Below are 11,983 nucleotides of genomic sequence, written 5' to 3'. Positions count from 1 at the left end.
CTACGCCAACCCTGGCCTGCCAGTTCGTAGGATGGGTCGGGCCGCGCAGGTTGAACAACGCGATACCCATCAAATCGCCGTGGTGAAAACGCTTCGCAGTTTTCCACCCTACAAATGGCCACCGGCCGTTGCTTCTGGTTCAACCACACAAAACGTGCAGACGACGCTAAACGCCCCTTCAGGAGGGTGAACAGAATCGTTGTGTAGAGGGCTGAGCCGCATGGATGCGGCGAAAGGCGTAAAGGGCCAGGGATGGCCCTTTACGCCGCCCCTCGGAGCAATGATGGCGTGAACGAAACGAAGTAACAGCCGAAGGCTGGTCACCCTGCAGCAAGCAGGGCCGGATGTCGGGGCAAGCGTTTTTGGTTACTTTTTCCGCGACTGAAAAAAGCGACTCGCCCGTGAGGGGCGAAACCAAGACTCAAACTCACCACGTTAATAAACTTGTCCACACAGCGAAGGGTTAAAGACCTCACTCACTGGCAATCAACCGCTCGATGGTCGCGCGCAGTTCGGGATGCTCCGGCACCTGGATGGAGAACTCATCGCGCAGCAGCTCAAGCACCGCATCGACATCCCGCAGCTGTACGCGCTCGCTGGGTTCGCCCAGGCGATGGATGGCGAAACTGCCGTTGTTCAAGGTCTTGCGCAGGCGATGGCCGGTGCGGGCCGCCACCAGTTGGCCGAGAAATGGCGAGTCCGGGTGGGTGGACACGTACCAGCTGCCGACCGTGTAATCGATCTCCGCCACCGCCTGCAGATCGAACAGGTACATCGCCCGCCAGCTCCCGGTTACCAGGGCGCGCAAGGTGTAGGTGCCATCGGCCAGGCTGAGTCGGTAAGGCTCATGCGGGGTGGTTTGCTGCGCTTCGCTGTCCAGCAGCAGCGGGCCGGTCGGCACCATGCCGCCGAAGCCCACATCGGCGATATAGCGCACCCCCTCGATAGTCACCAGCACCAGCATATGCGTGCGCGCAGTCTGGGCGTCCTCCGGCCCGCCCATCACCACTCGCCCGGTCAGCCCGCGCGCCTCGAAGCCCAGGGCCTGCAGCAACAGCAGAAACAGCTGATTGAGTTCGAAGCAATAACCGCCGCGCCCCTGGCGCAGCAGCTTGTCCTGCACCCTGGGCGGGTCGACGTGCACCGGGGCGTGGAGCATGGTCGACAGGGTTTCGAAGGGGAATTCGGCGCTGTGCCGCAACTGCAACTCGCCCAGGGTTGCCAGGGTCGGCGGCGGTGCCGACGAGTAGCCCAGGCGTTTGAGGTACGTATCCAGATCCAGCATGAACGGCTCGTTCATCGAGGTTTCTCCTTTTCTACCTGCCGAACTTTTTACCAGAACAGCTGCTGGGATGGACGAATAAACCCACAGAAAAAAAACGGGAGCCCAAACGGGCTCCCGTACTCATTCTCAGAGAAATGCCGGCACAGACCTGAGTCCGTGCCCGCTACAACCTCACCTGCACTGCCGAAGCAGCGCAGCCGGCAGTGTGGCAAAAAAGCCCTGGGCGCTTCGTGTCGCTTTGTTGTGTCCTTGCAAAGAAATGTAAAGCGCAAGCCGACTGGCCGCCGCCGGCGCGGCACGGCAGAATGGCGCGATGAACAGAACCTACCTGCCCGCCTGCTGCGCGCCCCTGGACGCGGCCTGGCCCCTGCCGCACCCCTTGCCTGGGGTACAACTGATCAGCACCCGCTTCGAGCCGAGCAAACTGGATGCAGCCGACTTCAACCACTGCAGCATTGCCCCGGTACCCGGCGTGGCCAAGCGCCAGGCGGAATACCTGGCCGGACGGCTGTGCGCCCGTGAAGCCCTGCAGCGGCTGACCGGCACGGCCAGTGTGCCGGCCAGCGGGGCCGACCGTGCGCCGCAGTGGCCAAGCGGTATTGCCGGCTCGATCAGCCATGGCGGCGGCTGGGCCGGAGCCATAGTCGGCCACAGCCGCGCCTGGCGCGGCCTGGGCCTGGACGTGGAAAAACTGCTGCCCGCCGCCCGCGCCGAACGCCTGGCCGCGGAAATTCTCACCCCAGCCGAGCTGAAACGCCTCGACACCCTGCCCGCCGCGCAACGGGCGCAACGCATCAGCCTGACCTTCTCGCTCAAGGAAAGCCTGTTCAAGGCGCTCTACCCGCAGGTGCTGCGCCACTTCTACTTCCAGGATGCCGAACTGCTGGACTGCACTACCGAGCACAAGGCACGCCTGCGTCTGCTGATCGACCTGCATGCCGACTGGCCCGCCGGCAGCGAAGTGCAGGGTCAGTTCGCCGAGTTCGACGGCTATCTGCTCAGCCTGGTCAGTATCGCCGCCTGATCTGTGGCCCTGCGCTGCCCAATGGACAGGGCAAATCCGTTAAACTCCGGCCATTGCCGCCTGGAGTACCACATGCGTGACTCACTGAATCAAGGCCTGATCGAATTTCTCAAGGCCTCGCCCACCCCCTTTCACGCCACCCGCAGCCTGGCCAAGCGCCTCGAGGCCGCAGGCTTTCAGCCGCTGGACGAACGGGCCAGCTGGCATACCGAAGCCGGTGGCCGCTATTACGTGACCCGCAACGACTCCTCGATCATCGCCTTCAAACTGGGCAAGCGTTCGCCCGTGGAAGGCGGTATCCGCCTGGTCGGTGCGCACACCGACAGCCCCTGCCTGCGGGTCAAGCCACAGCCGGAGCTGCAGCGCCAGGGCTTCTTCCAGCTGGCGGTGGAGGTCTATGGCGGTGCCCTGCTCGCCCCCTGGTTCGACCGCGACCTGTCCCTGGCCGGCCGGGTGACCTACCGTCGCGACGGCAAGGTGGAAAGCCAGCTGATCGACTTCCAGGACCCCATCGCCACCATTCCCAACCTGGCCATTCACCTCAACCGCGAGGCCAACCAGGGCTGGGCGATCAACCCGCAGACCGAACTGCCACCGATCCTGGCCCAGCTGGCCGATCCGGAGGCGGCGGATTTCCGCGCCCTGCTCACCGAGCAACTGGCCCGCGAGCACGACTTCAGCGCCGATGCCGTGCTCGACTATGAACTGAGCTTCTACGACACCCAGAACGCCGCCGTGATCGGTATCAATCGCGACTTTATCGCCGGCGCGCGCCTGGACAACCTGCTGTCCTGCTACGCCGGCCTACAGGCCCTGCTCGCCGCTCCGGACGAAGAAAGCTGCGTGCTGGTGTGCAGCGACCATGAGGAAGTGGGTTCTTGCTCGGCCTGTGGTGCCGACGGCCCGATGCTCGAGCAGGTACTGCGCCGGGTACTACCCGAAGGCGACGACTTCGTGCGCAGCATTCAGCGCTCGCTGCTGGTTTCGGCCGACAACGCCCATGGCGTGCACCCCAACTACCCGGACAAACACGACGAAAACCACGGCCCCAAGCTCAACGCCGGCCCGGTGATCAAGATCAACAGTAACCAGCGCTACGCCACCAACAGCGAAACCGCCGGTTTCTTCCGTCATCTATGCCTGGAAAACGAAGTGCCGGTGCAGAGCTTCGTCACCCGCAGCGACATGGGTTGCGGCTCCACCATCGGCCCGATCACCGCCAGCCAGCTGGGCGTGCGCACCGTGGATATCGGCCTGCCGACCTTCGCCATGCACTCGATCCGCGAACTGGCCGGCAGCCATGACCTGGCCCATCTGGTCAAGGTACTGACGGCGTTCTACGCCAGCGCCGATTTGCCCTGACTGACGACCCGTAGGGCGGACATGCCGAAGGCTTGTCCGCCATCTGCTCGCCGGCGGTGGACAACGCTTCGCATGTCCACCCTACAAAAGCGTGACTCGTAGCCCATCAGGGCACCTGCTGATGCCCTGATGGGTATCGCTGCGCTCAACGCCATCCTACGAATAGTGCTTGAAGTACCGCCCTACTCCGGCACCTCGACGCTCACATGCAGGGCGTCGTGGCGCCAGAACTCCAGATCGCAATCGATCAGGCGGCCATGCTGGTCGCGGTTGACCCGCACGATACGCAGCGCCGGGCTGCCCACCGCCACCTTGAGCGCCGCCGCGGCTTCGCTGTGCAGGGCAGTGGGCACCATATCGAAACGCACCCGGCCGTAATGAATGGCATATTCGCTGGCGTACAGCTCGGTCAGCGAGCGGGTCAGGTCGAAATCCAGAATACCGGCAAAGTAATTCGGATTGAGGTAGTGCTCGACATAGAGCACCAGGCGCCCGTCGATGCGCCGCGCGCGGCGAATCTGGTAGACGCTCGACAGCGCCGGCAAGGCCAGGATCTGGCAGATCTCGGCGCTGGCCGGAATCAACCGCGCGCTCAGCACCTCGGTAGCCGGCACCCGCCCCTGCTCGCCGACCATGGCATGGAAATGGCTGCGCACCAGCGGGTTGTAGGCCACCCGCGGCGGCGAGACGAACCAGCCACGGCGCTCCTCACGGTAGATCAAGCCCTGCGCCTCGAGTTGGCCGAGGGCCTCGCGCAAGGTGATGCGGGTGGTATCGAACACCTCGCTGAGCTTGCGCTCGGCCGGTAACTGGCTGCCGGAAGGCAGCAAGCCATGCTCGATCTGTTCCTCCAATGCCCGGCATATGGCAGTGACTGCCCGCGGCGCTTCATCGCGCATCAAGACCTCCCGAATTGGACTAGTCCAGCCCCATTCCAGGGCATAAAACGGCTTATGCAGCCGAGACAACTCTGTTGCAAGTTTAAGCAGTCTAGATGACCGCGCCGTTACAGTTTTCTGGCAAGGCCGACATAAACCCGGCAATTCGGCGTGCGCAGGCGAGTAATCACCTGCTTACTGATGGTCTACGCTTGTCATTCGCCAGTCTGGCGAAGGGTTTGCAGATCGGCAAATAGCCAACTTACATAAAACTGTCATTTAACTGGCCTAAATTGGCCTGGGTCTTGCTGATCTAGACCAGAACTTTTCACCGCACGCACTTTGATCGCAAAGGAGTTTCCAATGAAACAACTGCTGCTGGCCTCACTGATGGGCTCGGCCATTGCCCTGGCCACCTCGGCCATGGCTGCTGAAACGGACTTGCAAGCACTGGAACAAGCCGCGCGCGCCGAAGGCGCGGTGAACAGTGTGGGCATGCCGGACAGCTGGGCCAACTGGAAGGACACCTGGGTCGACCTGAACAAGCTGTATGGCTTGAAGCATATGGACACCGACATGAGCTCGGCCCAGGAGATCGCCAAGTTCGCCGCCGAGAAGGACAACGCCACCGCCGATATCGGCGACGTTGGCGCGGCCTTCGGCCCCATCGCCGTACAACAGGGCGTGACCCAGCCGTACAAGCCGAGCACCTGGGAACAGATTCCGACCTGGGCCAAAGACAGCGACGGCCACTGGATGCTGGCCTACACCGGCTCGATCGCCTTTATCGTCAACAAGCAGCTGGTCAAGGACATTCCGCGCTCTTGGGCCGACCTCAAGACCGGCACCTATAAAGTCTCCGCCGGCGATGTCAGCACCGCCGCGCAGGCGGTCAACGGCGTACTGGCCGCCGCCATCGCCATGGGCGGCGATGAAAGCAACGTCAAACCGGCCCTGGAGTTCTACGGCGAACTGGCCAAGCAGGGCCGCCTGTCGCTGGCCAATCCGACCATCCAGACCCTGGAAAAAGGCGAAGTGGAAGTTGGCGTGGTCTGGGACTTCAACGGCCTGAGCTATCGCGACCAGATCGACACCGAGCGTTTCGAGGTGCTGATCCCGTTCGACGGTTCGGTGATCTCCGGCTACAGCACCATCATCAACAAGTGGGCGAAAAACCCCAACGCCGCCAAGCTGGCGCGTGAATACATCCTGAGCGACGCCGGCCAGATCAACCTGGCCAAGGGTAACGCCCGGCCGATCCGCGCCGAGCACCTGACCCTGCCAGCCGAGGTGCAATCCAAGCTGCTGCCCCAGGAGCAGTACGCCAAAGTGCAGCCGATCAAGGATGCCGCCGCCTGGGAGAACACCTCCAAGGCCCTGCCGCGCCTGTGGCAGGAACACGTGATCATCAATATGAACTGAGCACCTAAGACGCTCCTGGTAGGAGCCAGCTTGCTGGCGATCCGCGCTGCGAAAGCATCGCCAGCAAGCTGGCTCCTACAGGATTACTCCGCACGTAACGAGAGAAGTAGATGAAGCACAACGTCATCCTCGTGGTTCTGGATGGCTTGAGCTATCAGGTGGCTCAGCATGCGCTGGGGCATCTGCAGGCTTACTGCCAGGCTGGACGCGCCGCGCTGTACAAACTCGACTGTGAACTCCCGGCCCTGTCACGCCCACTCTATGAAGCGATTCTGACCGGTGTCGCCCCCATCGACAGCGGCATCGTCCATAACGATGTAGTGCGCCTGTCGACCCAGCGCAGCATCTTCCACTACGCCCGCGACGCCGGGCTGATTACCGCCGCCGCGGCCTATCACTGGGTCAGCGAGCTGTATAACCGCGCCCCCTTCCAGGCCGCGCGCGACCGTCACACCGCGGACGCCAACCTGCCGATCCAGTATGGCCATTTCTATTACGCCGACCATTACCCGGATTCGCACCTGTTCGCCGATGCCGACAGCCTGCGCTTGCGCCATGCGCCCAACCTGCTGCTGGTGCACCCGATGAATATCGACGACGCCGGCCACAAACACGGCCTCGACAGCGCGCAGTACCGCAACAGCGCGCGCCGGGCCGATGTGCTGCTGGCCGACTATATCCAGCCCTGGCTGGATGCCGGCTACCAGATTCTGGTCACCGCCGACCACGGCATGAACAACGACCGCAGCCACAACGGCCTGCTGGCCGAAGAGCGCGAAGTGCCGCTGATCGTCCTCGGCAGTGCCTTCAGCCTCGACCCCAACGCCCAGCCCCGGCAGCTGGAGTTGTGCGGCACGGTCTGCGAGCTGCTCGGCATCCCCCACGACAAACCCTTCTGCCGGGAGCTTCTGCAGTGATCAAAGCCCTACGTGGCAAGTGGCTGGCGGTGCTGTGCCTGCTGCCCTTCGCCCTGTTCTTTATCGCCTTTCAGGTCGCGCCGCTGCTCTGGGTCGCCAGTAACAGCCTGAATGCCAGCGATGGCTGGGGGCTGGGCAACTTCAGGGAAGCCTTCGCCTCACCCTTCTACCGCCAGGCGATCCGCCACAGCCTGGAGGTGAGCTTCTGGTCGAGCCTGATCGGCATCAGCATCGCCATTCTCGGCAGCTATTCGCTGCGCCAGGTCGATAGCCGCCTGCGCGACTTCGTCATGGCCTTCTCCAATATGACCAGCAACTTCTCCGGGGTGCCGCTGGCGTTCGCCTTTATCATCCTGCTCGGTTTCAACGGCGCGCTGACCATCCTGCTCAAGCAGGCGGGGATCATCGAAGACTTCAACCTCTACTCCAAGACCGGCCTGATCGTGCTCTACAGCTACTTCCAGATTCCCCTGGGCGTGCTGCTGCTCTACCCGGCCTTCGATGCGCTGCGCGAGGACTGGCGCGAATCCGCCGAACTGCTCGGCGCGAGCAACTGGCAGTTCTGGCGGCATATCGGCCTGCCGGTACTGACCCCGGCGCTGCTCGGCACCTTCGTCATCCTCCTGGCCAACGCCCTGGGGGCCTACGCCACCGTGTATGCGCTGACCACCGGCAACTTCAATATCCTGCCGATCCGGATCGCCGCCATGGTCTCCGGCGATATCTTCCTCGACCCCAACATGGCCAGCGCCCTGGCGATGATCCTGGTCGGCCTGATGACCTTGATCACCCTCGTCCATCAATGGCTGCTGCGCCGGAGCTACCATGTCGCCCGCTGAAAAACGCTCGCCGCTGTTCCACCAGCTGGTGGTCTATCTGCTGTTTCTGATCCTGCTGCTGCCGCTGCTGGGTACCCTGCTCTACTCGCTGTCGACCAGCTGGTCGGCGACCATCCTGCCCAGCGGCCTGACCTTCAAGTGGTACCTGGCGCTGTGGAGCGACGCGCGCTTTCTCGCCGCCTTCGGCCGTTCGCTGCTGGTGTGCTTTGCCGCCCTGGTGCTGGCGCTGGTGCTGATCCTGCCGCTGTTGTTCGTGGTCAACTACCACTTCCCCAGGCTCGACGCGCTGATGAACGTGCTGATCCTGCTGCCATTCGCAATTCCCCCGGTGGTGTCCTCGGTGGGCCTGATGCAGCTGTTCGCCGGTGGCCCGCTGGCGATCCTCGGCACGCCCTGGATCCTCATCGGCACCTACTTCACCATCGCCCTGCCCTTTATGTACCGGGCGATCAGCAACAACCTGCAGGCGATCAACCTGCGCGACCTGATGGACGCCGCCCACCTGCTGGGGGCCAGCACCTGGCGCGCGGCCTTTATGGTGGTGCTGCCCAACCTGCGCAAGGGCCTGATGGTCTCGGTGTTCCTCTCCTTCAGCTTCCTGTTCGGCGAATTCGTCTTCGCCAACCTGCTGGTGGGCAGCCGCTACGAGACCCTGCAGGTGTACCTGTACAACATGCGCAACGACAGCGGCCACTTCACCAGCGCCCTGGTGATTTCCTATTTCATGTTCGTACTGCTGATGACCTGGGCGGCCAACCGCCTGAATAAGGATAAATCCTGATGGTTACTACCTGTAGGAGCCAGCTTGCTGGCGATCCGCGTCGATCGGGACGCGATCCGGCAGCAGCCGTGGCAAGCTTAATTAAGGATCTGCAATGAGTTATCTGTCCATCCAGAATCTGCACAAGAGTTACGGCTCAACCGCGATTTTCAGCGATATCAACTGCGAAATCGGCAAGGGCGAATTCATCACCCTGCTCGGCCCTTCCGGCTGCGGCAAGTCCACCCTGCTGCGCTGTATCGCCGGCCTGACCGGGGTCAATGGCGGGCAAATCCTCCTCGACGGCCAGGACCTGATACCGGTGCCCCCGCAGAAGCGCGGCATCGGCATGGTGTTCCAGAGCTATGCGCTGTTCCCCAATATGACCGTGCAGCAGAACGTCGCCTTCGGCCTGCGTATGCTCAAGGTCAAGGGCAGCGAAGCCGAGCGGCGGGTCAAGCAGGCCCTGGAAATGGTCGAACTCAACGACTTTGCCGGCCGCTACCCGCAGCAACTGTCCGGTGGTCAGTGCCAGCGCGTAGCTTTGGCCCGCTCGCTGGTCACCCGCCCGCGCCTGCTGCTGCTCGACGAGCCGTTGTCGGCCCTGGATGCGCGGATTCGCAAACACCTGCGCGAACAGATCCGCGCCATCCAGCGCGAGCTGGGCCTGACCACCATCTTCGTCACCCACGACCAGGAAGAAGCCCTGGTCTTGAGCGACCGCATCGTGCTGATGAACGCAGGTAAAATCGTCCAGAGCGGCGATGCCGAGACCCTCTACACCGCCCCGGCCGATGCCTTCGCTGCCGGCTTTATCGGCAACTACAACCTGCTCGATGCGGCGACCGCCAGCCATCTGCTCGGCCGGCCGATCGGCAGCCGCGTGGCGATCCGCCCGGAAGCCATCCAGATAGGTGCGCAAGGTGGCATTCAGGCGCAGATCCGCAGCCACAGCCTGCTCGGCAACGTCATCCGTTACCGCGTCGAGGCCCGTGGCGTCGAACTGCTGGTCGATGTGCTGAATCGTTCGGCCAGCGATATGCACGCCAGCGGCCAGCACATCAACCTGAACATCGAAGACAACGCAATCTGTGAGGTGGCCTGATGGCCCTGGCAATTTTCGACCTGGACGAAACCCTGATCGGCGGCGACTGCGCCAGCCTGTGGAGCCAGGAAATGGTCAAGCTCGGCTGGGCCGATGGCGACCGCTTTATCGCCCATGAGCAGGAGCTGATGCGCCAGTACGCCGCCGGCAGCCTGGCCATGGAAGACTATATGGCCTTTACCCTCTCGCCCCTGGTCGGGCGCACCGCCGAGGAAGTCGCCCATGTGGTCGAGCCCTTTGTCGAGGACGTGATCGAACCGATCTTCTACAGCGAGGCCACCCGCTGCCTGGCCAACCACCGCGCCGCCGGCGACCGCATCCTGGTGATTTCCGCCTCGGCGCACTTTCTGGTCAGCGCCATCGCCGGCCGCCTGAATGTCGAAGAGGTCCTGGCCATCGACCTGGAACAGCAGCATGGCCACTACAGCGGCCGCACCCAGGGCGTACTGACCTACCGCGAAGGCAAGGTCAGCCGCCTGCACACCTGGCTGCAAGCGCACGGCGAAACCCTCAAGGGAGCCTACTTCTACTCCGACTCGCGCAACGACCTGCCGCTGCTGCAGCTGGTCGACAAGCCCCACGTGGTCAACCCCGATCCGACCCTGCTGCAGCACGCCCAGCAAGCCGGCTGGCCGATCCTCAACTGGCGCTGATGGCCATCTGCTGAATGAAAAAGACCCACGCCTGTGGGTCTTTTGCTAAGCGCTCGGGTAAAGTACCAGCGCGATGCTGATCCGATTGTCTCGCCCACGTGGACGCCCATGAACTTTTACCGTGACCCGCCAGCTGCAACGGCCAAAGCGCTACTGGCCGCTGCCGGGCTGCCAACAACCGACCTTGAAACCGAACACTTCGCGCACTTTATCGCCGTAGGGTCGACGCACGCGCCCGCAGCGCTGATCGGTTTGCAGCCTTATGGCGACGTGGCCCTGCTGCGCTCACTGGTGGTCAGCCCCGCAGCTCGCGGTACGGGGTATGGCAACGCACTGGTGGCCGAGATCGAAGCCTATGCGCAGCAGCTGGGCGTGCGTGAGCTGTACCTGCTGACTAACACGGCCGATGCCTTCTTCAGCCGCCGAGGTTACCGCAGCCTCGACAGGGCCTGCGTGCCTGATGCGATTGGCCAGACAGCCGAATTCTCCAGCCTCTGCCCCGCCACTGCAGTCTGTATGCACAAGCGTATCGAGGCGCGCTGATGGGCTGCAGCTCGCCCCTGACCGCCTACCAACAAGCCATCGACCGCGACGGTTTCAAGTCCGATCCCGCGCAGTGGCAAGCCGCCCAGGCCTTGCACGATTGCCATCAGGCCCTGCATCAGGCCACAGCCGCGCAGCCCATCGGCGGGGTGTATCTGTGGGGGCCGGTGGGGCGCGGCAAGACCTGGCTGATGGACAGCTTTTACAAGGGATTGAAGGTTGCGGCGCGGCGTCAGCACTTTCACCACTTTATGCGCTGGGTGCATATGCGCCTGTTTCAGCTCACCGGTACACCTGACCCGCTGCAGGCCCTGGCCGTGGAGCTGAGCGAGGAAGTCCGGGTGCTGTGTTTCGACGAGCTGTTTGTCAGCGATATCGGCGATGCGATCATTCTCGGCCGCCTGTTCCAGGTTATGTTCGAACAGGGTGTGGTACTGGTCGCCACCTCCAATCAGCCGCCCGAACTGCTGTACGCCGAAGGCTTCAACCGCGAGCGTTTTCTGCCTGCGGTGGACGCACTGCAACAGCATATGCAGGTGGTGAGCATCGATGGCGAGCAAGACCATCGCCTGCACCCAGGCACCGCCCATACCCGTTACTGGGTCGCCACACCTGGGCTGCCCAGCGTGCTCAGCCGGGCCTTCAGCCAGTTGGCCGCAGGCAAGCCCAGCAGCGATCAGCCCCTTACTCTGGGCAACCGCAGCGTGCAGACCCTGCGCCACTGTGAGGGCGTGCTCTGGTGCCGCTTTGCCGACCTGTGCGAGCAGCCTCTGGCCGCGCAGGATTTTATCGCCCTGTGCGACCGTTTCAGCGCCATCCTGCTCAGCGAGGTGCCGAACCTGAGCAGCCCACAGCGAACGGCGAAGATCGCCCGCGGCACCGAAGATGGCGTCGAGCGGGTGCAAGCCGGTGACCGCCAGCTGCCGGCGCTATCGGTAAAGGATGACAGCGTGCGGCGCTTTATCGCCCTGGTGGATGAGTGCTACGACCGCAAGGTGCCGCTGTACCTCGAAGCCCAGGTGCCGCTCGCCGAACTCTATACCGAGGGTTACCTGAGCTTCGCCTTTCGCCGCACCCTGAGTCGCCTACAGGAAATGCAGTTGCAGCGCTTCGGCTCTTAACGCACGGATTTTCAGGCTTGCATGGCCCAGCCATGCACACTCATCGCCGCCTGGCGCAGGGCTTCCGAAGGGTT

At 63.3% G+C, this 11,983-nt stretch carries 12 protein-coding genes; 10 read left to right on the top strand and 2 right to left on the bottom strand.

Annotation, left to right across the window (positions count from 1 at the left end; all coding sequences use genetic code 11):
- Positions 1-472 precede the first annotated feature (472 nt).
- A complete protein-coding gene (locus tag AACY13_RS20930) occupies positions 473-1,300 on the bottom strand; it encodes an arylamine N-acetyltransferase family protein (RefSeq protein ID WP_339463508.1) in 828 nt (275 codons plus the stop codon).
- Positions 1,301-1,598: 298 nt separating this feature from the next.
- Between AACY13_RS20930 and AACY13_RS20925 the strand changes: the two genes are divergently transcribed.
- Together AACY13_RS20925 and AACY13_RS20920 are read left to right on the top strand one after the other, a co-directional pair.
- Complete coding sequence (locus AACY13_RS20925; protein WP_339463507.1) at positions 1,599-2,309, top strand: 4'-phosphopantetheinyl transferase family protein; 711 nt, start codon at positions 1,599-1,601, stop codon at positions 2,307-2,309.
- A 72-nt stretch (positions 2,310-2,381) separates the two neighbouring features.
- Positions 2,382-3,671, top strand: coding sequence for a M18 family aminopeptidase (locus AACY13_RS20920; protein ID WP_339463506.1), 1,290 nt, complete (start codon positions 2,382-2,384; stop codon positions 3,669-3,671).
- 182 nt (positions 3,672-3,853) lie between these two features.
- On the opposite strand, the gene AACY13_RS20915 is transcribed toward AACY13_RS20920, so the two are convergent.
- Positions 3,854-4,570 carry a UTRA domain-containing protein gene (locus AACY13_RS20915; RefSeq protein ID WP_339463505.1) on the bottom strand — a complete coding sequence of 239 codons (717 nt, stop codon included), beginning with the start codon at positions 4,568-4,570 and terminating at the stop codon, positions 3,854-3,856.
- A 342-nt stretch (positions 4,571-4,912) separates the two neighbouring features.
- Here AACY13_RS20915 and AACY13_RS20910 point away from each other — a divergent pair, with 342 nt between their 5' ends.
- The 8 genes from AACY13_RS20910 to zapE all read left to right on the top strand — a co-directional run bounded on the left by AACY13_RS20910 (position 4,913) and on the right by zapE (position 11,909).
- Positions 4,913-5,971, top strand: coding sequence for an ABC transporter substrate-binding protein (locus AACY13_RS20910; protein ID WP_339463504.1), 1,059 nt, complete (start codon positions 4,913-4,915; stop codon positions 5,969-5,971).
- Positions 5,972-6,081: 110 nt separating this feature from the next.
- A complete protein-coding gene (locus AACY13_RS20905) occupies positions 6,082-6,888 on the top strand; it encodes an alkaline phosphatase family protein (RefSeq protein ID WP_339463503.1) in 807 nt (268 codons plus the stop codon).
- Complete coding sequence (locus tag AACY13_RS20900) at positions 6,888-7,727, top strand: ABC transporter permease (protein WP_339463620.1); 840 nt, start codon at positions 6,888-6,890, stop codon at positions 7,725-7,727. The genes AACY13_RS20905 and AACY13_RS20900 overlap by 1 nt, the downstream gene beginning before the upstream one ends.
- Positions 7,714-8,508, top strand: coding sequence for an ABC transporter permease (locus AACY13_RS20895; protein WP_339463502.1), 795 nt, complete (start codon positions 7,714-7,716; stop codon positions 8,506-8,508). The genes AACY13_RS20900 and AACY13_RS20895 overlap by 14 nt, the downstream gene beginning before the upstream one ends.
- Positions 8,509-8,602: 94 nt before the next feature.
- On the top strand, positions 8,603-9,592 hold the full coding sequence (locus tag AACY13_RS20890) for an ABC transporter ATP-binding protein (protein WP_339463501.1): 990 nt from the start codon (positions 8,603-8,605) through the stop codon (positions 9,590-9,592).
- Entirely contained in the window at positions 9,592-10,245 is a 654-nt protein-coding gene (locus tag AACY13_RS20885) for an HAD family hydrolase (protein WP_339463500.1), read from the top strand. The genes AACY13_RS20890 and AACY13_RS20885 overlap by 1 nt, the downstream gene beginning before the upstream one ends.
- 108 nt (positions 10,246-10,353) lie before the next feature.
- A complete protein-coding gene (gene arsN2 / locus AACY13_RS20880) occupies positions 10,354-10,788 on the top strand; it encodes an arsenic resistance N-acetyltransferase ArsN2 (protein ID WP_339463499.1) in 435 nt (144 codons plus the stop codon).
- Positions 10,788-11,909, top strand: a complete 1,122-nt coding sequence (gene zapE, locus AACY13_RS20875) for a cell division protein ZapE (protein WP_339463498.1) — start codon at positions 10,788-10,790, stop codon at positions 11,907-11,909. Before arsN2 ends, zapE begins: the two co-directional genes overlap by 1 nt.
- Positions 11,910-11,983: the final 74 nt, after the last annotated feature.

This window comes from Pseudomonas sp. EA_105y_Pfl2_R69, assembly GCF_963970915.1.
Taxonomy (GTDB): Bacteria; Pseudomonadota; Gammaproteobacteria; order Pseudomonadales; family Pseudomonadaceae; genus Aquipseudomonas.
The sequence above is the reverse complement of the archived record's forward strand: the minus strand, read 5'-3'. Positions and strand labels throughout refer to the sequence as shown.